Source organism: Bradyrhizobium barranii subsp. barranii, assembly GCF_017565645.3.
GTDB classification, from domain to species: domain Bacteria; phylum Pseudomonadota; class Alphaproteobacteria; order Rhizobiales; family Xanthobacteraceae; genus Bradyrhizobium; species Bradyrhizobium barranii.
In genome coordinates this window covers 9150061-9174842 of the sequence record NZ_CP086136.1, presented here as the reverse complement: position 1 = coordinate 9174842, position 24782 = coordinate 9150061, and the positions used below count along the sequence as shown (strand labels likewise).

General features: G+C 58.7%; 14 protein-coding genes. 5 read left to right on the top strand and 9 right to left on the bottom strand.

What is annotated here, in order from left to right; all coding sequences use genetic code 11:
• Positions 1 to 1390 precede the first annotated feature (1390 nt).
• Positions 1391 to 3049, bottom strand: a complete 1659-nt coding sequence (locus tag J4G43_RS44555) for an outer membrane beta-barrel protein (RefSeq protein ID WP_225005490.1) — start codon at positions 3047 to 3049, stop codon at positions 1391 to 1393.
• A gap of 565 nt (positions 3050 to 3614) precedes the next feature.
• Here J4G43_RS44555 and istA point away from each other — a divergent pair.
• Both istA and istB read left to right on the top strand, forming a co-directional pair.
• A complete protein-coding gene (istA, locus tag J4G43_RS44550) occupies positions 3615 to 5372 on the top strand; it encodes an IS21-like element IS1631 family transposase (protein ID WP_100214066.1) in 1758 nt (585 codons plus the stop codon).
• Between the two features lie 4 nt (positions 5373 to 5376).
• Complete coding sequence (gene istB, locus J4G43_RS44545) at positions 5377 to 6144, top strand: IS21-like element IS1631 family helper ATPase IstB (protein WP_038952109.1); 768 nt, start codon at positions 5377 to 5379, stop codon at positions 6142 to 6144.
• An 809-nt stretch (positions 6145 to 6953) separates the two neighbouring features.
• Here istB and J4G43_RS44540 read toward each other — a convergent pair.
• Both J4G43_RS44540 and J4G43_RS44535 read right to left on the bottom strand, forming a co-directional pair.
• Entirely contained in the window at positions 6954 to 7370 is a 417-nt protein-coding gene (locus J4G43_RS44540) for an SET domain-containing protein (protein WP_208088649.1), read from the bottom strand.
• A 684-nt stretch (positions 7371 to 8054) separates the two neighbouring features.
• Positions 8055 to 9392, bottom strand: coding sequence for a hypothetical protein (locus J4G43_RS44535; protein WP_208088647.1), 1338 nt, complete (start codon positions 9390 to 9392; stop codon positions 8055 to 8057).
• Positions 9393 to 10799: 1407 nt separating this feature from the next.
• On the opposite strand from J4G43_RS44535, the gene J4G43_RS44530 reads away from it, so the two are divergent.
• From J4G43_RS44530 to rpoN, 3 genes are all read left to right on the top strand, one after another.
• Entirely contained in the window at positions 10800 to 11414 is a 615-nt protein-coding gene (locus J4G43_RS44530) for a J domain-containing protein (RefSeq protein ID WP_028182306.1), read from the top strand.
• A gap of 1100 nt (positions 11415 to 12514) precedes the next feature.
• Complete coding sequence (locus tag J4G43_RS44525) at positions 12515 to 13300, top strand: helix-turn-helix transcriptional regulator (RefSeq protein WP_018645272.1); 786 nt, start codon at positions 12515 to 12517, stop codon at positions 13298 to 13300.
• 2293 nt (positions 13301 to 15593) lie between these two features.
• Positions 15594 to 17048 carry an RNA polymerase factor sigma-54 gene (gene rpoN, locus J4G43_RS44515; protein WP_028182138.1) on the top strand — a complete coding sequence of 485 codons (1455 nt, stop codon included), beginning with the start codon at positions 15594 to 15596 and terminating at the stop codon, positions 17046 to 17048.
• 684 nt (positions 17049 to 17732) lie between these two features.
• Here the strand turns inward: rpoN and J4G43_RS44510 are convergent.
• The 6 genes from J4G43_RS44510 to J4G43_RS44485 form a co-directional block, all read right to left on the bottom strand.
• Complete coding sequence (locus J4G43_RS44510; protein WP_275937772.1) at positions 17733 to 18071, bottom strand: c-type cytochrome; 339 nt, start codon at positions 18069 to 18071, stop codon at positions 17733 to 17735.
• Entirely contained in the window at positions 18014 to 19237 is a 1224-nt protein-coding gene (locus J4G43_RS44505; protein WP_166344905.1) for a hypothetical protein, read from the bottom strand. Before J4G43_RS44505 ends, J4G43_RS44510 begins: the two co-directional genes overlap by 58 nt.
• Positions 19161 to 19916: a hypothetical protein gene (locus tag J4G43_RS44500; protein ID WP_157790378.1), complete on the bottom strand. Its 756-nt coding sequence runs from the start codon at positions 19914 to 19916 to the stop codon at positions 19161 to 19163. Before J4G43_RS44500 ends, J4G43_RS44505 begins: the two co-directional genes overlap by 77 nt.
• Positions 19837 to 21414 (bottom strand): hypothetical protein, encoded by a 1578-nt coding sequence (locus tag J4G43_RS44495; RefSeq protein WP_225005487.1) that lies wholly within the window; start codon positions 21412 to 21414, stop codon positions 19837 to 19839. The genes J4G43_RS44500 and J4G43_RS44495 overlap by 80 nt, the downstream gene beginning before the upstream one ends.
• A 123-nt stretch (positions 21415 to 21537) precedes the next feature.
• Positions 21538 to 22632 carry a hypothetical protein gene (locus J4G43_RS44490; RefSeq protein ID WP_225005485.1) on the bottom strand — a complete coding sequence of 365 codons (1095 nt, stop codon included), beginning with the start codon at positions 22630 to 22632 and terminating at the stop codon, positions 21538 to 21540.
• 48 nt (positions 22633 to 22680) lie between these two features.
• Positions 22681 to 24681, bottom strand: a complete 2001-nt coding sequence (locus J4G43_RS44485) for a hypothetical protein (protein WP_225005484.1) — start codon at positions 24679 to 24681, stop codon at positions 22681 to 22683.
• Positions 24682 to 24782 lie beyond the last annotated feature (101 nt).

Genomic DNA, 24782 nt, shown 5'->3' with positions numbered 1-24782 from the left:
GAAATCGTGTCAATTTAACACTACCAAATCTGGGCGTTCTGCAAGCAGTAGCTCCACCGTAGAGTCACGCAAGATCGCATGCACATAGGCGTGTGCAACCAGCCTCAAAAACCGGAAAAGAACGTCATGGCGAACATCAATCTCAGCTCCCAATCTATTGCAGGTGCACGCGCCGGACAGCGAGCCGCCACCGCCCGGAAAGTCATTGAATGGCGAGCGCCGGCCCCGAGACGCCGAGGCTTCCACATGATCCACGGAATGAAGCCCATGGCGCGGATGCTCGCAGCAATTAGGCGCGGGCTAGCCTTGTCCGATCTTGACCGGTGCTGCGCAATCTGGTGGCTCTATCGTCTCCATTTCGGGTTCACCGGCGACGTGATGTTGGGGCTCGCCGCGGTCAGGATTGCCCAGGAGAGATCCCGCTGCGGAATTTAGGAATCGTGGGGGCGCGCCTTCCATACGGGCTCGGCGCCCTGCCGCCGGTTACGTGTTTGGCTGGCGAGGAAAAGTGGCCGAATGCCGATTGCCTTTAGTCTCCCCCAGCCAATTGGGCCGCATTCACTTCTAGCGCCGAGGATCTGCCCGTGGGGGGGGGCACCAAAGTGCAGGCAAATACGATGAGCAGATTGCAAAAACTGAACTTGCGCTCGCCCTTCACACGATCAGTAAGCTGAATTTGATGTCGGATGATGCTGCTCATGAAGGTCCCAGCAGGGGCAGACGACCGGGCCATAGCGGGGAGTGTAGGAATCAGGACGGTCTGGAATCCTTGGTCACGTCTGGTGATCGGGGGCAAGGACGCGCGGCTCGCATTCCATCTGGTGATCTTCTGCTGTTACATGAAAGGAAATGACCCGCGTGAGTTCGCGTGGCGATGCAAGGGCGGGTAGCTCGCCAAGCAATACTGCCCGAGTCGTTGCGCTGGATGGATCCTCGCGCAGAACCTCATCGACGCTGTGTACCCACGGCTTGAATTCCTCTGTGAGCGGCTCGTCCGTTGCAGACCGCCAGCCGTTCAACTCTCCCCTCGGTGAATAAGCCGTTGATCTTTCGCCAGGCACTTTGCGCCCGCCTCCGGCCGCCGCGCGATGAGACAACGGCCGCGGCTTCCCGGTCGGTCGGCGCCTTCGCAATGGTGCGCGGAATCGGCTTTGGAGCGAATTCCGGGTCAACGGATCGAGCTCTTATCACCAGAAACGAGCTCCGGTTCGCGAGCGGAGTTGCGCTCGCCTTGTCCATGCGGGCGGTTTGCAATCGAAGTAAGCCGGTGTACAGGCGTGATCGCGACATAGTCCTCGGCGGCGAATGGGCGCCGAGGACTGGGGCCATCAGCGAACTTCAGAACGGCCCCTAAGCATCTGCAGTTTGGAGCCTCGTAACAGTGAAGCCCTTAGTTGAGCTTGTAAGACGCCTGGAAGAACGTACCCCACCGTTCCATGCTGTAGTTCGCAAATCCTAGCGAGCCGCAGCCGTTTCCGCAGTCCGCGGAGTCCGCTTCCTTTTTCGTCCACATGGCCCAATAGCGGCCTCCAACGCCTAGGCTGATATTGTTGGTGACAAAGTAGGACAGAAGGCCTTCAACCTGGACGCCGCCGCCACCATTGCCGTGTTGCTCACTAAAGGTGGTCTTTTTGCGCAAGAGATGATTATCGCGGCCCTTGAAGTCGGTCCAGGGCAGGTAAGCGATGTCCGCATTCAGGCGCCAGCGCTCGGTCAGCATAGTTTCGGCGCTCAAGCCGATTCGAGGCGCATTCCATTGAGTATCTTGGCTGCCAACGATCCTATCGTCGCTCGGCTTGATACGACAAAAGTCCTGCGGATTTGTGAGCGGAACGCAACCCCTCGAGTCTGAGCTCTGGCTGTAATAGGCCCAGCCTATAAATCCGCCGATCTTGTAGTTCGTACTGCGCAGGACATCGTAACCGGCGTCGGCCGTGTAATATGCAAATCGCCCGTTTGACTCGCCTGAACGAGTATTTAGGTAGGGGTATCCCTCGTGGGGCAGCCAATCTTCATCGTTCGATTTCCCTTTGTTGAAGAACCCGATACCAAGGCTACTCTTCAAGAACACTCCCCAGGGACTGTCGACACGGCCGAATACCTCCCCCGAAAGTCCGTCCAGTGCATGATAAGTGAGCCTGGAAATCAGTATGCTGGGGTCTTCAGGCCAGCCATACGGGACTGCGCTTTGATCCCACTGGAATCTTCCCCGGCTCAGCCAGAGCCGCGAGCCCCCTTCGAACGACCAACCGGACGTGTAGGGAATGGGTGGTACGCTGCCGGCTGATCTCGCATGCAGCGGCGAATCGGACTTTGGTGCGGCTTCTGGGTCCGCACCAAAGTGGTAGTTCAGACCAATTTTCCCAATGTGATAGTTGCTGGACAGGCTGGTCGTGCTCGCCGGCAAAATCGTAGACGGAGATAACTTCGCGGTCGAAGCGGTCGCGACGCTCGGCCCGCCAAAATGCAGATAGTCATACTCGACGTTCACCGACCATGAAGGCGTAAGGGCTTGCTCCACACCGAGCCCGATGACGCCACCAACTTGGCCATAGTCGAAATGGGTTTTCTCCTGTGGCAGGTCGCCCCCTTCAAAGTTGTTGACGATGTCGCCTCGATTATTTTGCCAGGCTGCACCTGCCTTGAGATAGGCAAGCGTTTGCCCGAGCGAGCCGAAGGCGTAACCGATGCGACCGGTCCCGGTCGCAAAGAGGTTCGGAGCTGCGTTGCAGTTTGCGCTTACAATCAAGTCTGAGGCTGCGAGGCAGGTGTTTGAGCCGCTCGCGACAGCTGCGCTGGCATCCAGTTCGAGGCCGTACACCCAACTATTGTTCTGCCAATTGTAGCCGATTTGGCCACCTGCGACGAAGGAGGGAATATCGACGACGTCGCCGTAGATCGGTGGGCCGAACGGATTGGTGAAAGAGGTTCGACCGTACCCGCCGCCTACATGCCCGCCAATGTAGCCTCCGGACCAGTTCCACACCGACGGTGGCAGGGCTTCTCGCCCGAGGTTCGCCATAGCTGTACCCGTTGTGGCGATCGCCATGGTCGCAGCCCCCAAAAAGAGAACTCTTGATCGCATAAAGATTGCCCTGAACTTTCCCGAGTTGTAGTCGCGCTCGCTAAGTATCGCCGCACGGCAAATCGTCGGAGCACCAGGCCCCCAATAACGAGCCGGGGCCGCTCCGAAGATCACCGCACGACGATTGGTGATGACGTCCTCAACGTAGCAAGCCGCGTGCCGGAGCAATTCCTTTGTTCTGCAGGAGCTTACTAAGAGCGTGCCGCGTCAACTTCGGGTGGAAGGCGGACGAACGAGTGTCGAGGTTCGCTGCATTGCGGAGCTAGCGTCCAAGGCACGTGCATGTGCCGGAACTTTGTGGTCTGCCCGGTGAGCACAAGCTGGTTCAGCTTGGATGAGCCGTGAGATTTCAAGCCTAGTGTTCTTTTCACTCCGCGAGCTGCCTGATGGCAACCAGCCGGCCGTTGCAAGTTCAGCTCGTACCCCGTGGGTCGGTCAAAATCCCCCGGGTATGGTCACTTGAAACTCCCCCACCTGATGATCGCCGTCAGCGCCGCTGAACAGCAGTAGCCGGTCAGGCAGGACGTTTATGTTCGACCCCTTTAGCCAGCAAGGGGCCGGGGAGTTGAACGTCTTGAAGCGACATCTGCAAAGCACCGTACTTACATTACTTGATCGCAACACCAGCCAGCGCGAGATTCACCGGCTGACGGGTGTCGATCGCAAGACGATCCGGCGTTATCAGGCGCTGCGGGCCGGTGCGGAGGCAAATTCCCCCGGGGAAGTGACCACCGGCTCGGTGAGCGCGGACGGCCAAATTCCTCCACCCCGACCACCGGCTTTTGGGACATCGGAAGCGACGGTCACCAGCAGCCTGGCCCGTTCGGCTTGCGAAGCGCATCGGACGTGGATCGAAGAACAGGTCCGGCTGAAGCGGAACGCGCAGGCGATTTACCAGGACCTGGTTGATCAATTTGGCTTTCCGTCCAGCTACCAGAGTGTCAAGCGGTTTGTGCGCCGGTTGCGGCACGCTGATCCTGAGCAGTTTGATCGTCTTGAGTTCCTCCCCGGCGAGGAAGCTCAGGTCGACTATGGCGAGGGCGCGCCGACGGTTGATCCGAAGAGCGGGCGGTACCGTCGTCCCCGCCTGTTCGTGATGACGCTACGCTACTCGCGGCGCAGCTTCCGGCGGGTAGTCTGGAAGTCCAGCCAACAAGTCTGGGCGCAGCTCCACGAAGAGGCGTTCCGGTATTTTGGCGGGGTCCCCAGCTATGTCGTGCTCGACAACCTGAAGGAAGGCGTCCTCAAGCCGGATTTGTACGAGCCCCAGCTCAACCCGATTTACAGCGCGATGCTGGCTCATTACGCCGTGGTCGCCGATCCCGCGCGCGTGGCCGATCCAAATCGGAAAGGATGCGTCGAGAATGCGATTCAACATACCCAGGGCACTGCGCTGGCCGGACGGCGCTTCGAGACGCTGGAGGCGCAAAACGAGTTCTTGAGGCACTGGGAGGAGAACTGGGCTTCCAAACGCATCCACGGCAGCACGCGCCGTCAGGTCGAGGCGATGTTCCAGGAAGAGAAGCCGCACCTGCGGCCGCTGCCTGTCGCTCCCTTCCGCATCTTCACCGAAGTCGTCCGGACTGTCTGCGACGACACCACCGTACGCGTCGACAACAGCTATTACGCCGCGCGGCCCGCGCCGATCGGCAGCCAGGTCGTCGTGCGCATCTACACCACCACGATCGAGATCCGTGATCGCCACACCCGTGCGCTGCTGCGTGTTCATTCCCGGATGGCGCACCCCGGTTCTGTCGTCCTGCCGACCAGCGAACGGCCGTTCAACCCGTCGCGGCAAACCGCCGTGCTGCTGGCGAGCGCCGAGCGCATCGGACCGCAGACCAGGGCCTTGTGCCAGCAGGTGTTCGACACCGAAGGGCGCCCCGGACAGCGCGCGATGTGGGGCATTGTCGGGCTGGGCCGGAAGTATCCGGCGCGGCTGGTCGAGCAGGCCTGCGCGCACGCCATCGACAACCGCATCTACCGCTACAAGCACGTGCGTGCGACCGTCGAGCGGTTGTTCGAACAGGCGATCGAGCAGGTTGGAGTGACGCCACAGCCGGCATCGCCGCTCACCCAGGATCATCCGCTGATCCGTACCCCCGCGGAATACGGCGACCTCTTCAGCCGCGCTGTGCGGCGCGACGCCGACGACAATGGTCGGCAGGCCGAGGCTCACGACGATCACGCCACGGCAATCCGCGCTCGTGTCGCCTGCGCAACCCCGGCCAACTCCGGCGCCACGAGCGCTCCCGCTGCACCTTCTCACCTTAAACTGGAGACCTAGCCACATGATGACCATGCCGGAAATTGAGCGTTGCCTACGACAGCTGCGCCTGTCGGGTGTCCGCGACACGCTGCAGACGCGCGTGCTCCAGGCGCAGGGCGCCAACCAGCCCTTCCTCGAGACCTTCTCCCTTATCCTGCAGGATGAACTGGACCGTCGTCAGTCCCGTCTTATCGAGCGGCGATACCAGCAATCCGGGCTCGACGAAAAGCTGACGCTCGCCGAGTTCGACTGGTCCTTCAATCCCAAACTGCCACGTCAGACCTGCTTCCAGCTCCACACCCTGGCGTTCATTGCCGCTGGCGAGAACGCTCTGCTTGTTGGCAAACCTGGCACCGGGAAGTCGCACATCGCCAAGGCGATTGCCTATCAGGCGATCCTGCAAAGCCACAAGGTCCAGTATCTTGAGACCGACGACTTCTTCCACCGCTACGCCCTGAACTCTCCGGCACAACGCGAGGTCCGGCTGCGAACCATCATCGACTGCGATCTCCTCGTGCTGGACGATCTATTCCTCGCACGCGCCATCCCCGACGACGCCGGCACTTTGCTGCAGACCCTGATCCATCAGCGTTACAAACTGCGCCGCAGCGTCATCGTCACCTCCAATCGCGTCGTGCAGGATTGGGGGGCATACCTTGGGGACAACACTATGAGCACGACGATCCTCGATCGCCTTATGCATCATTGCCATCTGCTTGAGTTCGACGGACGCAGCTATCGGCTCAAAGAAGCCGCTGAAGCTCTTGCCCGGGAAACAAACTCAAACTAACAGTCCCTTGTCCTGCCTCGCGGGTGGAGGAATTTGACTGACCACACCCGGAGGAATTTGAAGTGACCCGCGGGGCGTACTAGTTTTTGGGAGCGTGAGTACGCCAGGAAGCTAGGAGTCGTGCTCGGACCGCTTTAGGATCGACGCGCCCATTGTCTTGCGGCTTTCGTCCCTCGCGGCATCCTTGAGCGCGTAATGATAGTTGATCGGCAAGATCGGATGGACCTCGGCCGACGAAATCGATCACACGATAGTCGCTGATCTCTTATCTAAACAGGTCCTGATATGGCAGTATGTAGGATCGTGACCAGATGGGACGGATGCTCTCTGCATTGCGCGAAGCTAAATCGGAGGCGCAAAGATCGAGCCGCGATAAGCCCTCATCAAGTGCGTTTGTAACAGCACATCTGCTACTCTGACATCAAGCGGCACAATCGGCCTATCCTAAAGGTAATATCAGGATCGGTGCCCGGGCCATCTCAGGAAATATCGAGGATCAAGACTCAAAAGTCAGTGCGAGAACGGGCACATCCGCGGAGATCCGGCGTTGGGTAAGCTCTAGAGATGCAATGAAGTCCGCCTCGAGGAGATACCTCATCGAAAGCGCTCCCGCGACGGTGCGCCAAGGAGCTCTGCGCGCCAAGGGATGTCTGTCGAACAAGGCTCCGCTCGCAAAATCTTCTTGCTCGGTAAGGCAGCTAGAAAATTGGCCGAGTCGGTCGATGGCCACAACGAGTTGCCGAAAGTCTTGCCGGCGTAATTCGCCAACGGATCAAGTCGTCAGACCGCGAACTTGAATCCACCGTCGCCTAGCCCGTTGGGGCATCAACATTCATGGATGGTTCTTCATTCCACGATACGTCACACCGTGGATCGAAAAATAAGTAATTGCAGGTCAGTTCTTCACCGGGTTGTACGTCACGGGCTGTGAAAACTCGGCGGTCGTCTTGGTATGTGTTTGGGCGGCTGCTGTGGTTCATGAAGCGGGCATTGTCAGCATTGTACTCGATAACACCATCGTAAGCCTTGTAGTCTCTTGGATAGGCATGCTTATCAAGTAGCGCTTGGAATGTTGGAGCTACGGCTTCGTATTGTTCAGGCGTCACCGTGATGTCAACGATTGGGTTGTGAATCCAGATCAACGAACCTTTGGGCAAACGAGTCGCGGAGAAAAGTCCAATACCGCCAAACCTGTCTGGCTTCAAAATTGTGTCGACGATCAGCATTGAAGAAGTCTCCCGGAGTCACTACCCAGCAAACTAACTGACGTGAGCTGCGAAATCTGCTGCACGAATTGGTAGGCTCGTTTATCCGCGCCTCCATCACAATTTATGTCTTCTCCAGGCGTATTGGGCCGCCTGCTGCGGATCGCCTCCAGCGACAAGGCCGTGAGCTGGGAGGGCTGCAAGTCAGTCGCATTCCGAGCAAAGATCCGTGTCGATTATAGCGGCGAGCTCGTGTCGCACGATCATGACCTGTTACCAGCGCGACGGCGCGCTCGATGCTCTCGCGGCCCGGCAAGCCGCCGACAAGCCCTTCATCGCAGCTTCAAGAGCCGCCCGCGGGTGAATGCGTCAGTGCGTGCCCAGGCAACTGTGGATGTGGAGCAGATATTGCAGGCAAAGTGCGCGGGAGGCCGGCACTCGACTGCCGATTTCGCTGCACAACCGCCTCGAGGCAATCAACGTGATCACGCCGTAGTTAGCAAGAAAACGGAGGTAGAAGTTCGGCCCAACGAGGAGTTGCTAAGCGATGATGCTGGCAAGTCATCGACGCGAGCAGCGGACATCTGTGCTGCCCAGAACCGCGCCAAGCTCGCACGAGCAGCCGGAGCAAGCTATGGTCCAATAGCAAGTCCAATTCCGGAACTATCTGGACGGGCTCCATGCGTTTGAGATGTCCCTCGGCGTCTACATTCGTGGGTGATGGATGAGCCGAAGGTCATCGGAGCCTCCCGGTCCGAAAAGGGCGGTGTAGCGCTCACCATGAATGTCGTATTGTTTTGTCGGATGCGCTTCGTCCGGCAGAAGGCCCCACTGGCCGAGTTTCGCCCGCATCGTGTCCGGCGCGGGTTGGGTGCCGTGCAAAAAAGTCTCGGGAACGGAGAATGATGCAGCGTAAATCTCGCGGGCCGCGGGGTACGTCCTCTGAGCCCTGGAGGACGCCGGAGCGGCTTGCTCAATCGACCGTCCAAAAAGCGATCGGGCGGTTCGATCCGTTGGCTGCAGGCTGGGCGGCAGAACGTTTTCCGGTCGAGATCCGAATTGAATGGTTGAGCCTGGCGGATTGAGTGGGGTGCTTCGCCTCATCTCCGCCGCAGGCACGAACAGCGCCGTGTAACGGTCATTGTGAACGATAAAACTGGTAGGTCGGCTGTCCTGGCTCGGCGGGACGTTGCTGCGCTCGTGCGCAGCGGACGCGTGCTGGTCGCCGTGCTGCGCGTTGAACGGACCAACGGCCGCTTCTGAGTCCAGGGCTTGGTGATGACCCTCGTTTGGTTCGAGAGATGACGATGGGCGAGCGTTATCCACCATGGCCCACAGCAGATCCTGATCGTAGACTTCCTCAGGAAGGACGAACCGGCTGCTGGCCAGAAGCGGTGCGCCGGCGTCTTCAATTAACTCGCGACCGGTTGAATTGCCGGGCTCGGTGCGCTGGCGCGCAGTGGCATTTTCTTCCGCCAGGCTTAGTGTCCTCTGCCTCTTCGTAGGTTGGCCGGTGTAATCCTCATCCACAACGACTTCGTGACCTGAGCTGGAAGCGACCGAGGCTAGCTCGTTTGCAGCCGGCCGGTAGGCGCCGCTCCAGCTGAAGTAACGAACGGCTTCTTCGGGATCCGGTGCCAGACCACCCGGGGCTGGCCGGTTGAGAGACGATGCTAGGATCGCTTCGCGTATCGGCTCTTGCCACGGATCCTGATCGTGACCTTGCGCAGTCAGTTCCTCCGGCCCACTTAAAGCGTCCTGCGGCGCGCGATGCTGCGCAGCGGCGTCCTCGCGTCTGGTGACTGCGTGTTCGGGATGAGGACGGTCCGTGCTCTGGTGCTCAAGTCCCAATGCCTGGGCCAGTCTAAGGCCTTCTTCAGACAGATGAGGGTAGTAGGGATCATGAAAAACGGGATTCTCTGCGATTGTCGAGGTATCAAGCTGGGGCACTTCATCCAAGTAAGGCTCAAACTCCGCTTGCTGCTGTTGCGGTGCCGCGGCGTGGTCACGGTCGAGTGGGTTGATGCGGTTAAAAGGGTCCATGTCGACTCTCCGGTGGTTTGAGTCGGCTCGCAATGCCGATCCAATCGTGTCACTGTCTCACTCTATTAGGATCAGCTGTCGACAAGCTGACGTGCTTAGAGACTAACCGGAGTGCGATCTCAGCTCAGTCATTTCGCCGCAACCGCGACTGGTGACGAAGCCGAGCAGGCGGCATCGTTTTTGCCTGTTTGGGACGGGCTCAAATACTGTCGGCACTCTGACGCCGCGATGATCTCGGCAACTGATTGTGGCTCTTCGGTCATCCCAACGTCTCACGCCTTGCTCAGCTTGCACAATCTAATACGGTTGGTGGCCGACAACGGTTCCTGGCTCGCATGTTCGTGTGCCGTACCGCGGCGGATGCTCTCGCTCGGATTGTGGTTCTCTGCTGGTGCTCGGCCGGCAAGACACAGAAAGCCAATAGGCTTTATATCGGCGATCCTTGTCCGGTAATCGCGGCCACGCACATATTTGGTGCGCTCGCAGTAAAGATGTCGAGTGCATGCTCCGCGACCGCGCCGGCTGGGCGCCGTTGAGACCCTCCATGGCCTTCTTCTTGCCGCTCAGAACCAGCTCGGGCTCTCTTTGATCGCCGGCGGACTTGTGCTGCGGCGCACGTATTTGCCCCGCGATCGATTGTTCAGGCCCCAAAAATCGCCAATAGCAAAAGATTCGCCGCATCCTTTCCAGCAGGGCCGATCGTGCCTCCTGAAATCGCGAGTCAACATACGGCCCGGCTAAGCAGGGGATCAAAGCTCCTGGTCGCCGCGCTCGGCTGGCAAAATCAAGTACGTGAAGCGGATCCAACCGGCGAGAGTCGCGCGCCCGGTCCTCACCTTGGGCCCGGCCGCCTCGATTGCGCCGATAGCTTTTGCGGTGTTGCGCGGCCATCCTTGGCCGCTTCATCTCGCCGGCGTCTCTGGAACGATTCCGTCGCGGCACCGGGCGAGCAGAACACGCGCTCTGTTGCGCAGAATCTGTAGCACGCATGATCAACCGCAGGCGGCTGAGCGAAGGGCAGGATGTTGATAGTCTCATTCTGGCCATATCGCCTCGTCGAGAAGTTCTCGCAAATTCACCATCCGCGTTGCTCCGCTGCTTCCCTAAGCGCGTCATCAGCCAGATTCCTGCATAGCTCCCGCTTTGTTCGTATTCACCCGGTCCCGTTCAAGACCTCGATGTGCAGAGCCCGACAGCACATTGCAATTGAATCGATCTGAGATCGCAAAGAGATGATTGTCTGAACCAAGCGCGCGAGTCCTGGCATGTCGATTGCTGGGAAGTGCTTGCTACACCATGCACTGAACTAGACGCAAAGGCCGAGTCAGATCCAACTTGCCGTCGAAACCAATTCTCTAGCTTAGAAGCGGCGCTGCTAACTGCCGCTCCGCCCAACGGAGCCAAGTCATGCTGAGCGACACATCCAAATTCTTCGCCTCCATTCGCATCAACAAGCAGGAAGCGCAGGAGGAGCGCCGGACCGCGGTGCGATGCGAATGGCCTGATTGCCAGAACAAGGCAACCCATCCCGCGCCAAAGGGCCGCCACAATGCGCGCGAATATTGGCACTTCTGCATCGAGCATGCTCGCGAATACAATCAGTCCTACAATTTCTTCTCCGGGATGGACGCCGAAGCGATCGCGCGCTACCAGAATGACGCGCTGACGGGCCATCGTCCAACTTGGAAAATCGGCGAGCCCATCAGCGCCCGCAAGATGACCGGCAGCCCGGCCCATTCCGAGGACGACTGCGATGCTTTTTGCATGCTCGCTGAGCTGAAGGGACGCGCCCGCGCGGAGGCCAGGCCTGAGACGCGCAAGCTTTTCAATGCCAAGCGGAAAGCGTTGCAGGTGATGGGCCTGAATGTCGATGCGACGCTCGGAGATATCAAGGCGAGGTACAGGGCGATGGTCAAGAGGCACCACCCCGATGCCAATGGCGGCGACCGCTCTACGGAGCAGCGCCTGGGCGAGATCATCAAGGCCTACCATTACCTGAAGACCGTGGTGCGGGAGAGCTAACCCGGACACGACTTGAACGGCTTCACCTCACCCGCCATTCCATAGCCCTTCATCGTGTGAAGGCTGCACCCGAGCTGGCGTGTAACCCGCTTCAGACCCTAGGCCCGAGAGGCGCAACATTTCCGCCACGCCACAAGGAGTTCTATCAACCTGCTCCCGGACCGATCAACAACGAGCCTTTGTTTCTTTCCTCGTTCATTCGCTCTCTCCTCGGGTTTGCAAGGAGGGGGCAAGTCTTCACGACGCCGATGGGCAGTTCGCAAAGGCGAGCCACAGCGAAAGTTCGAAAGTGCCGTCCTCGACTGCTCGAAAAGCAGAGCCACACTAAACTGCTGCTCCGCTGCCCGCAGGAAGGTTGGTACTGGACTTGCCTCGCGCGTTTAGATGGCACTCAGGGAGTGCCATTCGCGCCCCGTCAATGCAGGTGAGACGGCAGGCCTTTAATCACGCTCTTGATCTATATCAAATTCTGTGTCGCGCATGAGACGTTGTCGCATGTTCGACGTATGTCACATCCGCTCAACCAGAGGAGACCATCTTTCTGCGAGTGCCCCTATTATGGGGGCAAGTTCTCCGATCGGCGAGTGGTGCGAGAATTGCTGTGCGCATCGGTGGTTCTGGGAAAGTCCTGAGGATCGCATGCACGCTGTCGTCCTCGTCAAGCAGCCATTTGTTGATGTCCGCGGGTGGTGGCCCAAAATGCGCAAGCACCTGAGGGCGCTGGACCCGTCCGGGTGTGGTGTGCCGAGCTGCGAACAGTTCCATGCCGACCTCGCTCCTTTGCGGTGGCGCTCGAGATGCCGGCATGTTCTTACGAGAAGTGCTGACCGTGTCCGCCGCAATCGTTGCATGATTTGCCAGCCGTTCTTTCGAGAGACTGGGGCACTGGCACCTCGGAGAGCAGCCCGACCGGTCAGCAGCGAACAAAGTCAGCTTCGCTTTGGCTCGACCTGCCAGCGTGCGTCAAGTCGCTCCGATTATCTTCTCGGAGCGTGCTGGGACCGTGTGAAACAGTTCTGGGCCGGCGCTTTCCTTTCGCGCGCGAGCTTTCAGCTGCAAGAAGCAAAGCCAACATCTGTGTAAGCAAACGGAAATAGAAAATGGATGACCAGTCGCACGGCAAAATGCCACTCGCTTCAAGCAGACGGGAAAGCCGCGGGCCCGACCTATTCAGCTTCATCGAGTGCGCTATACAGACAAGATCAATCGCAGCGCTGTTCGATCTTCTTGTGAATTTCGCGAGCAATGAAGGCTTTGATAAAGTCGCCTACGGAGCACTCTCCTGCTCCAATGAGCGTCGTTTGCCAGAGTATCTACCGCCCCCGCCAACTATAAACTTCCCGTCTGATTGGTGCCAACGCTATGCTGAACAAGAATATCAAGCGATCGACCCGGTGGTCCGGCGGACAGCAATGCTGCCAAGGCCCTTTCTTTGGGATGAACTAACCAGTCGATATGAACTGCAGCCCCGTGAGCTGCGCGTCTTACGCGAGGCCAAAGAAGCAGGCCTTAAGCATGGCATGAGCGTGCCATTGTTTGGATCGCAAGGCCGATCGGCTTTCGTATCGTTTGCATCTCCTTTCGATGATGCCGATCCACAGGATCGCATGGCTCATCTCACGACATTGGCGTCGGCGTTTCACAACGCTGTCGCGCAGATTACACCGCCGCTTGATGAGAGTTGCGAGACAGACATTCCGCTAACACCGCGAGAAACAGAGTGCCTATACTGGGTCGCAGAGGGGAAGTCAGCCTGGGTAATCGGGCAACTTGTTAACGTCACTGATAATACCGTCAATTTCCACATGAAGAACGTCATCAGAAAGCTAGGGGCGGCAAACCGGACAAATGCTGTAGCCAAAGCAACTCGGCGCGGCATCATTTAGCTCCGTACGCCTTCAAAGGAACGATCAAGGACCCTGCGTCGGCGGGCTCTTCCTTTGCGATTCATCTGCTGCGGTCGGGATAGCCGATCTCTAGTGGATTCAACGATGTACTTCAACGGAATTGGCTCAAACCAGATGACGGGGCAAGCGCATCCGGCGCGCGTGTCCGGTGTTTATCAGTGGCTGGCGTGGACCTAGGGGCGTCGGCGCTTCATGCAAGTCTCGCTGCGTCAGACTCGCCTGAGGCTGGATTTCCTAGTTCGGACAATGCAGGTCCTAGGCGGTAAATCGCATGCTTTGTCATACCGACCACGCGATCCCGGCGCTATTGATATGAAGTTCCATCCGTTTCAGATCGAGGATGTCGATCTGTTTGCCAGGAATCGCGCTGTTATAGGTTTTTGCAAGTAAGTGTTGCTAAACAGGCTGCTCAACGCAATGAACGGGTTGAAGCAACAATGACAGCATCTTCATTCTCGCCACCAACCGTCTCGAGGCTCTCGAGGCTGCGCCAGCCGGCCGTCCCGGCCATATCAATCAGGCAACTGAGGTGCCGCTGCTCGATGCGACCGCCCGCGAAAGCTGGTTCGTCCCTATGGCAGGGGCTTGCCGCTGGACGAAGCCGTGATCGCTGAAGCCAGGCCCTTCACCTGAGCGGCAGCGCGGCCCTTATCGAGAAGTTGATGCTTCGCGTTGTGCAATCGAGGCTTGCCAGCTGCGGCAATGTCGGCGCGATTTCCACTAACATGAAGCTACCTGCCCGTGCGCAGCGAGTTCAATCGCGATGCGCATTGCATTGTGGCTATGGTGCGCGCCCCACAACTAGGCGCGTCCCAAGTTACCTATCGAAGGATTTGTGGTGAGGGGTCTCCAGCCGTCGACCTTGCGCATGTTGATCTGGCCGGGGGTGAGCAGGCCAGGACGGCATTGCCGCGGCGGCCGCTGATGGCAAACGGTCTTGATCTTGATCCGTCGCTCGAACTCCTCACGCGGCCGCTCAATTGCGTCGGTAGCCGGAATAAGATGTCGCGGCGCCAACTTCCGCTGCGGTGTTCTACAGCGCGGTGTATGGTGCTACCATCGGCGCAGAGGCAGCGGGAGCGCGAATGGCAGGTACGACGACGCGGGCGATGAGCCGGGGTTCGGCTCGGGAGCTTGCCTCTGCGACCCGGTGAGTTGTACCAAGAGCGCGAATTCTTCTTGTCGTTTCGCCGCAGCTCAGATGCCACTGAGGCGAGTGATTGGGGTCGGCATCCCACCGAAGCTTCGGAGAGGTGTTGTTTGGGGAGGCGGCAGGCTTCACCGGCAGCACCGATATGGCGAGGAGTGGGCCAACGCGCTGGCAAGACCCCGCTGGCCAGCGATGAAATGTTGCTCGAGGTCGTAGGAACATCATGGCGGTCTCGCGCGTGCGGACGCCTCTCGCGGAGCGAGTATGTCGGCCGGCCGCTGCAAGCAAGGCGACTGGCGCAGGGCTCTCGACCAAACCGACAAGATCGTCCCGCTCAGCGGCCAAGCGGAGGAAACTAACTGTCCCAGATTTGATGCGTCAGAGGCCCCAGATTCGTCATCCCGAATACGTTGGAACTTTCGGCAGGATAAGCCGAAGAGCAGGCCAATATATGCCCGCTATTCGAACTTCTGCCGATTTGCGTCAGCAACCCGGACAAGAGACTCTTCTCGACGCACATGGGGCAGACGCTAGCGGCCAACAAGCGGCAGGCGTTGGGCAGCTGAATGGTGATCGCCTCGCAATCGCGTTTGACGCAATAGCGATCTTGCGGCCGGTTCAACCCGCTACCTCAATTATTTTCGACTGCCAGCCCTAGTGCCAATTCGTTTGGGCAACTTCCTTCCACGATCGGCTTCGAAGTTCGCGCTAATTCGAGCGTGCAGCAAGGCTCGACAGCGAGGGACTGTCTGAGTGGCGGCAGGCACTGATCCTGAGCCCCGCGCAGCTGTTGCCGGCGCTCCTGCGGGAGGGTGGAGGATCGCGGCTACGCGCAGAACTCACCGAAACTGCCGGGGACTGCAAGTCCTTGATAGGAGTATCGCCACGGGAAGCTGTCCCGTTTGTTGATGCCCTCGCGTCACAGTGCCGCATCCGAATTCCTAGTCCTCTCATCTCGCGCACAATGGGGATTGACGAGGGAGCTCCGACTGAGTGTCGGATTCCGTTGTTCGCTGCCTTCATCTCACCTCGCATCCGCTTTTGCGCGACATCAAAGCGCTTAGATCAGCTCCTGACTAGATGAGCAAAACGCAGACCAACTTCAGTAACGGTTCTTGCTTCATGGCGCTCACGCAAAGATTAGAGTTCCGGCAATCCCAGTCGCTGGTCATGTCGCCGCAGCTGATGCAGGCGATAAAGCTGCTGCAATTATCTAATCTCGACCTCATGACCTTCGTGGAGGAAGAGCTGGAGTGTAATCCGCTGCTCGAGCGTGCCAGTGACGATGCAGCTGGGGCCGAAGCCCCGACTGAGGTCGATCAGGTCAGCGGCGATCAGCTGGCCGAGGCCCAAGTGCGCGACGCCCGGGATGGCGCCATGACCACCTATACCGAATGGGGTGGCGGCGGCTCGGGTGACGAAGACTACAATCTCGAAGCGTTTGTCGCGTCCGAGACAACATTGTCCGACCACCTGGCCGAACAACTGTCGGTCGCATTCACCGCGCCGGCGCAGCGCATGATCGGGCAGTATCTGATCGATATCGTCGACGAAGCCGGCTATCTGCCGCCGGATCTCGGCCAGGCCGCCGAGCGGCTCGGCGCAACGCAGGAGGATGTCGAGCACGTTCTTGCCGTCCTGCAGGAGTTCGATCCGCCCGGCGTCTGTGCGCGTAACTTGCGCGAGTGCCTGGCGATCCAGCTCCGCGAGCTCGATAGATACGATCCGGCGATGCAGGCCCTCGTCGAGCATCTCGATCTCCTCGCCAAGCGCGACATCGCGAGCTTGCGCAAGCTCTGCGGCGTCGACGACGAGGACATCGCCGACATGATCGACGAGCTCCGCCGGCTCAGTCCCAAGCCGGGCATGAAGTTCGGGTCGGCGCGGCTGCAGACGATGGTACCCGACGTCTATGTCCGTCCGGCTCCTGATGGCGGCTGGCATGTCGAGCTCAACAGCGACACCTTGCCGCGCGTGCTGGTCAACCAGACCTATTATTCCAAGCTGTCGAAGAAGATCGGCAAGGACGTCGATAAGTCCTACTTCAACGACGCGCTGCAGAACGCGACCTGGCTGGTGCGCGCGCTCGACCAGCGCGCCCGCACCATCCTGAAAGTTGCGACCGAGATCGTGCGTCAGCAGGACGGCTTCTTTACCCTTGGTGTTGCGCATTTGCGGCCGCTGAATCTAAAGGCCGTTGCCGAGGCCATCCAGATGCATGAATCCACGGTGTCGCGCGTCACCGCCAACAAATACATGGCAACAAATCGCGGCACATTCGAGTTGAAATATTTCTTCACGGCATCGATCCCTTCGGCGGATGGCGGTGAGGCGCATTCCGCTGAAGCGGTGCGTCACCGCATCAAGCAGCTGATCGAATCCGAAGAGCCGTCAGCGGTTCTGTCCGATGACGCGATCGTTGAGCGCCTGCGAGTCTCGGGCATTGATATTGCCCGCCGCACGGTCGCGAAGTACCGCGAAGCCATGCGCATTCGGTCCTCGGTGCAGCGCCGCCGCGACAATATGTGGTCAACGATGAACAGTAGAGCATCGGGCGGAACTGGCCTCGATAAATAAACCCCCAGCTGTCGATTTAATCCGGAAGCGTAGCTTTGGAGGTCTCTGAAAGCGGGCCTTTGGAGCGAGATTGTTGATGGTGATGGAAGGAAGCTTCTGGCGCGGCATTTGAGGAGAGGTAGTATAGGCCGACTGCCGTCTAAGAGGGGCGAGCGTTTTCAGAGGCTCCGTCGGCGCCAAGCTCTTATTCCTCCCAAGTCCTCGCCTTGGCTTATTGTCGGCCGATATACGGCCCCGATCGGTAGCAGCCGGCTGATCTCGCACGCCAATGATCGCCACCACCTCTTCCGCGATAACTTTCCGGTTCGTTGCTACGCTGCACAACAAGGTTGTAGGGCGAATTATTGGCTTAACCATAATAGCTCGGCGCTAAATGTTGTAAAAACTACACATGGAGCGCCCAGATTTTGGAAAATGAACAGGTTTTCGAGTGCGCAACTGTAGCCGCGCCCAGCATCGCCAAGTGCGGTTGGGCGGGATCGTCAGGATTGCGCCAAGTCGGGGCTGCTTAGGACCGGCGAGCTCATGGCGGCTTCAAGACAATCGACGACGTCCCGGCAGGAGGGACACATGACCTGGCTGAGCAGGGACAATCTGCCGAATGGCACGTGTTCTGACGAGGCGCATTCGAACTCGGCGGAAGCTAGCGACGCCGGCACACAAGTCGGCGTCGAACGCCATCGCTCATAGAGTCTTGAGATATTCGACAAGCGCTCGCCGTTCGGCGTCGGTCAACTCTGGTCCGATGATGCCGGGCGGCAGTTTCCTTAAGTCGGTTTCCTTACCCTCGAAAGAATGTCCGCGATTGCTGTTCCCAAGCAGCGACACATCGAAGTTCGTCAGACCGGCCGCACAGCTTTCGGACGACTGTGCTTTCGTCGCGAGCCCGACGTTGACCGGGTCGAACGCACGGCTGCCTACGCAAAACGACATCGGCCGCTTGGCGTGCGGCACCAGCATGTCTCTCAGGGTCGGAACAGACCCGTTGTGCAGATAAGGAGCTGTTGCCCAAACACCGTCCAATGGTCGCGCCCGGTACTGAGGCTGAAGGGCGAGAACAACTTCGTCCTTGCCGTTGCGGCTCGCACGCGCTTCGACATAGACGCGCTGGTTTTGGCAGTTCTTTCCCGGCCCCCACATCTGTCGCCTTGCTTTTCAGGAGTTCTGTTTGCAATGGTCCATTGGTCGATCGTCTTGCCAACCACGTCCATGAGCGCGAGTACAAAAAGAGGATCTGCCCCTTCATCTGCCAGAAGGCCGCAACCGCCTGCTTTGTTGAGGTCATCGGCAGGATTTAATGCGAGTGACACGGGTAGGTGAACGCGCCGTGTCGTCAGGACGTTCGATTGTTGGGGGTCGGTGCCGATCGCCGAGACCGGCATCTGGACCAAGTTGAAATAATGGCGTCCGCCGATCTCCACCCAGTTCTTCTCGTTCTTGGCTGAACGATCGGGGTTCTCTGGGCTCCAGAACGAATCTTCCGGCCACTTTTTGTCGAAGGCAGCATCGTTGACCGGGCCTCGGTGGCATTCAAAGCAGTGAGCGCGATAAAGATCGCGACCTTGTTCGACGAGCCTTTCATCAATCGCCCAGGCCTGGTCACCGCGGAACTTCTCCGCTGCGTCCTTCCATCGGGGCGCTATCAGCCCGGTGAATTTTCTGCCGGCTGCATCTCCCGTCGAAAAGGGATCGGTGCCGCGAAGAAGCTCTTCGAACCGCGCGATTTCGGACAGATGTATCGACGAGCCAAAAAGCGGCCGTCCAGGTGCGGCCGCTGTCATATTGATTTTCGCGCTGACACCAAGCGCCTCGCCTGAATTGCGAACAAGTTCGTTCAGAACAGAGGCGTCATACTGCGCCCAAAGGAAATACGGCGTGTCCCAGATCGGTGGAAAACTCACGGGCGCATCGTGGCGCGCGAAGTTGCCCTTAAGGAGTGGGTCCCTGAGTTTACCGGTCACGGGATCGAGTAGGTTGGTATAGAAAACCTGGTTCCCGATCCGGTTCAGCGCATCAAGTCGACCGAATCCTTCATCGAGATCCGCCACTCCCTGGCCCGTCAAAAGTCTGTCCGTCTCTGCCTTTTGGTTCTTGATCTTTTGAAGTGCTAGCTCAAGATCGCTTCGCAGCTGCTTTCGATCGACGCTCTGCCCTTTGATTTGCTCCAGCTTGCTGGCAAAAACGCTCAAAACGCCATGGCAAGATCAGCGTGTAACCGATCGACAGCCCGATGGCTCTTTCAACCTCGCCAAGATTGACCATCGCTGGCCCGCCGTCGAACCGGATGCTGACATTCTTGTATTCGAGATGCCCTGTATGACAAGCGGCGCAGGTTAGTCCGATCTGATCATCATACGGAGCGCCGGTCGTCGGATCGATACCGCCCTTGAGGATGGCAAAGCCGACCGGCAAAGCATTCGGATTCTCGGGCGGGCTTGGACTCCAACCGGGGTTCGCTGTGTCCCCATTCTGCGCATCCTCGTGATAACCGTATGCGGGCGCATGACCGGCGAAGTCCTTTGAGCCTGGGCTCGGAATGAAGCCGAGGCGCCGCAGGTAGTTCTCGTCGGTCAACTTCGTGTAAGAGAAGGACAGCTCCGGGCGTTCCAGGGCCAAAAACCACTGATAAGGGACAGGAATGGTCGCCGTCCCCTGCGATGTGTGGTGAAACCAGTAACGCTGGCGGGAGGTCCAATTTTGCGGCAGCCAATAAGCGCTTTCGATTTTTGATGGCTCCGGCAGGGTCGCAGGCAGCAATTGAGCGACCAGATTGGCGTCGTTCTTGATTTCAAGAGCTGCATCGCGAACCCTCTCCGGCGCGAAATACACCAGGCCGGCCGCCACGACCACAACAACGACGATTGCCAACAGCAGGCTGGTGATATGAGGCCAGCGCAGCGCCCGGGAATAAAGACGAGAGCCAAAAGAAGGTCTCCCAATAGCAGTACTCCATCTTCTCTTTCATGCGTCCAGTCGGTCCGGCACGCTGCCGGAAACTACGACCGTTTGTTATTTGTTCAGCAATTGGCTGTTGATGAAGGTGACTACTTCGATCGTCTCGGCTGCCGCGCGCCTGGTTATCGTCGCCGCGGCCGGGCCGCCGTGCAAAAAGGATGGGAACCAGCCGAAGTTGCGGACATTCCAGTTTTCTTTCGGCCAGACCGCGCGGTTCACGCCAAGCGGTGCGAAATTTGGTATTTTCCTGGGCGAGTGGCTGTGCTGTCTCGGTGTGACAGCTCACGCAATCGGTATTGAAGAAATGGCTCTTCTTCGGATCGGCAATGGTATTGACGATCTCGATGATGCGGTTGTTGGGCAGGTTCCCATCGATGAACTCGGAGGTCGAAACACCCTTACGATCAGCTTGGGGTAAGGGCGGATTTTGCAATGCCGCGTGTCGACAGCTGATCGGATTTTGATTGTTCGTGACCGGTTGCGGGACCACGTGCCTTTCGCCGATCGCGCTGAACATCTGTGCCGCGTGCATGCCATCAAGCGTCGGACCGGGCACTGCTATCAAGCCCGCTTGCGGGACCCTCAACATCGATACGAAAATCCACGGTTCGGGCGGTGCGATGCCCATCACTGCCATGGTGTTGAGTCGCTGCGGCGAGAGATGCTTCTCAAGCAAGGTCTTCAGCGCATCGCGAAACGCCTTCGCCGATGCCCCTACAAGACCCGGATGCACGTTCAAATCACCGGCAGTCGAGACCTTGACCTTACCAAAATCTCCGGCTGCGAGCTGATCGCGTAAGGTCGCGACGTCACGAACGATCGCCTTGAAGGCTTCATCGTCCGGTTTGAATCGCGGGAACGGCGCGCAACCGCCCAAAGGCGGATCCGCGTCGAGACTGAAGCTGAAGATAAGGTGGCCTGCGGTGTCGTGAACCTTGAAGCCGTCCGGGCCGTTGGTCACCGGCTGAATGATGAGGCGGATTTGCGGTTGCCGGCCAAATTTCGCGATGATCTCCGGCGACAATCCCGGCGCGCCCGGATCGATACGGATGCCGGCCACAAACCAGGCCTCGATCTTTTTCACTTCATCTGGAAACTGAATGTGCCGTGCACCTGAATCCGGCACGCTCGGATGCTCCGGACTTTCGGCATTGGCGATAAAGCGCGTGAAGTCCGCGTCGGAAAACAGCCGCTGCGGCGATCCCGTAGGGCCGGCGAGATCGGACACGGCGATCAGATTGGCGAGGTCGGCCGCCGATTTCGGCGGAGGAAAGAGAATAGACACATCATTGGGTGCAAGCGGCCTGGATGCTGCCTGCGCCGGAGCCGTTCCTACCTCTAAAGCAGCAGCCAACATCACCCCCGCCGCTAACAAGCTTGCAATCCGTCGACGAAACAGCGATCCGTGCATTTGACACCTCGCGATCATAGAAAACCCCCCTGTAAGACCAATACTTGAAACACAGCCCTCGAGAGCGGCGATCTCGCCGCTACGCGCCTCACCACAGCAATGTGGGCAACCGGACCAAACCGCTCATTCCTCACCATAGAATTGGCTTTGCAAGGTCTTCAGTTTGGTCGGATGCAACGCTTCCTCGATACACGCGAGGAACATCTCACTACGTGCATAGACCCACGCGGCGTCGCCTGGATGCGCCATATCCGTTTGCAGCGCGCGCACGGCTGTCCAGTCGTTCGCGCGATCCTTGAGCAACTCGAACAGCGTTCGGCGGTTGTCGGGTGGAGGTAACCGGCCGTCCTTATACCGGTGCAATCGGAAGTGGGCAAAAGTAACCATGGCCGAGATCTTCGCATCCCATAGCGCGTCGGGAAGCGTTAGCAGATCGAGTCCTTGCAGCTCGCCCAGCCGCTGCATTTGGTCCTGCGCTTCCTGATACTGCTCGCGGCCGACCAACTGATACATTCCTCGCGGGCGAAACAGCCAGCCGTCATCCGTTCCGGGCTGGTTGCCGAAGTCATTGCCCTCGTAAGCGAGCATGAAATTGGCTAGTTCCTTGGGATGATTGAGCAAAGAGTTCACGTCGACTGGGGACTGGTTGGCGGCCACAAGCCTTGCGTTATTCTCGTCGATGCGATCGCGCCATTTCTGCGGGAGTTGAGAAACCGCGCTGTAAGAAAAGTTCTCGCTGCTGCGCGTAAAATCGGCGCTGTCGTAAGAGATGGATCCCAGAATGTAGGCCAGGATACGGGGATCCGTTTCCTCGACGCGATCCCATTCCTGCAACAAGGCTTTGACCTGCTCGGCCTGATAGTAGGCCATATAGCTCTTGCGATAGGGCGGAATAGGAGGAGGGGCCGGCGAATGGTCTTTGTTCGATTTACTCAACTGGTGCTCGTAGGCGGCAACCTTCTGCTGATATTCCTCATAACCGCGCTTTTGCAGCCAATTGCTCTCGTAGCAAGCAAGCAATGGCTGCGGCTTGATCTTTGGCGTTGGTCGATATTCCTTCGCTAGCTCGTCCGCGTAGGCAGCCCGTGCAAGTTTGGCATCTTTAAGCGTTTCAAATGCGGTGGCGACCGATCCATTCAGAAGATGGAACAACTTCACCTGCAGGCAATCGGCATTGCTCTGCCTTTCGCGGGCCTGATCGAGGTCATCCTTCGGCACGCAGTCCCAAAAGCGGCCGCTGCTTAATGAGATGATATCCTCGGTCTTCTAGGACAATGTCCATCCGAGTGGCAGGCTATAGAACAAGCCCGTTATGTCCGTCCGGCCGAAGGTTGGAAAGCGCTGCACGCTTTGAGTGACTTCGGGGTCCGGGCGACGATCGATGCTGGTTGCATGATTGAGCGCGATATAGGTTCGGGAGGTTCGCGTGCTCAGGAGTGCACGTACCGGCTCCATGAGATCGCCGAACATGAATGAGCCATGATCACCGAATTGCCCGCTGACGAGGGACAGCAGGTAAATGCGGAATCTCGGCGCGTCGGAGGTACCTTTGATGGCATTGAGCTTCTCAACTAGGTCGAGCGCGGTCTCAATCCCAGAGTTCTCCACATATCCGCCGTCCACCAGGCGCGCCTGCGGATGAGAGGTTATGCAGTCGTTTCTGACGGAAACGGTCGCCGCCGGCGTCACCCACGGAAAACGTGCGCTCGTGAAAGCGGCCGTGCTGAGCGGAATATGAAGCGAGTGGCTCTTAACCGTTTGGTCAGTCCCAGCCCCCGTGCGTTCGACCGCCGCAAGAACACACAGGTCCGTGTCTTTCGGGTGCAATGGATCGAAATCGAAGGGAGAGATAACGGCTCGCTTGCCGCTGCCGGCATCGGTCGTGTTGAACAACAAGGCCGGCATGTTGTTGCCCGGCGCCCAATGGGATTGATAGTCGGCCCTTAGCAGATTGGATTGATCGCCGTTGCCCTTTTGGCTGCCGAGAATTCTGTCACCGGCGTTCTCCAAAGTGTATTCGAGAAAGCGCGCGCGATCGAAGGCCGGGATCGGGAACGGTGAAAACATTTGGGTGAAATCAGTAAACAGAGATCCGGCAACCAAAGGCGACAGAAAATCAGTTGCCAAGACGCTTGCAACGCGCTGCTCGACCGGTCCGGGAGCATCAATATCCTGCACCCGTCCAACCCCTGCCAGGAAATCTGCGATTTTGGGGCATGTCTTTCCGTCGACGGCGTTCGAATCAAGGGGCGCAGTTTGAGCGCGGAGTGCGGCGGCGAAGATTGCCGAACCGACGCTGCCCCCAGAGACACCGCTGATCGCAAACAGATGTTGGCGAAATGCCGGACAGAGATCCTGCAGCCGCGCGAGAAACCGCGCCGCATTATTGGCGGCATAGATCCCTCCGCCTTGAGCCGCCACAATGAAGACGGGATATTCGCCGAGTCTCTTGGCTTCCTCCACCCGCGGCTTCTGTAAAAGCCACTCGCGAAATCCGGCCGCTGCGGACATGCGCGCTTTTTCCGGCGAGCTGTTTGCTTCGGAGACGGTACGCAGTTCGTGGTCGTCACCTCCCAATAAGGAGGCAAGCAGAAACAAGCCGCCAAAGACAACCGGAATAAACGGAAACGCAAATCTGATGGTCAAGAGAGAAAAATGGACCGTGAGACCAACGACGCAGACCGCAAAGAGAGCGATCACGCCGAACGATCCGAGAAATTGTGCAAGCCTATCCGGCAGCAGGACGAATGCTGTTGTCAACAGCACGATGCCGCCGATCGAGAGCGCGAGAAATCTGTAGCGGACGAAGTAAGCGTTGTTGGCACGACTCGCGATATCAATCGAGCGATCTCTTGACCCTATTCGCCGAGTAAATGCCACGAAACAGGCGAGCATGATCAGCATGGCGATCGCGAGGATGAACAGCATGTTCCGCTCAAACGCGAGCGCCTGGTCCTGGATGCGGAAGATGCTGCCGACTTCCTCGACCTCCCCAATCTTTCGCGCCGGTCGCGAGGCGAGTTGGCCTGCTGCGGCGGCGATGATCGGCAGTGCTCCAAGCAGGACGGGAGCAAGTCTTATATAGAAGGCGAGCCGCCCCGAAGGCTTAGGGATTTGCGCCAGGGATGCAGTTGTGAGCTGAAACGCGCTTGCCCAAATTGTTATGGCAATCAGGCCCAGAGCAGCGAACTCCCTGAACGTCACCCAACCAAGGTCGTCGGCGGCTATCCGGTAGAGCTCCTGAATCTGATCTGGCAGGTAGAGCAATACTGAGAGGGCTACCGATAGGACGGTGATCCACGAAGGTTGCGCAGCAAAGTAAATAGCCGCTCGCGCACAGTCATCGCGTCGTCTCCCTCACGCTATTT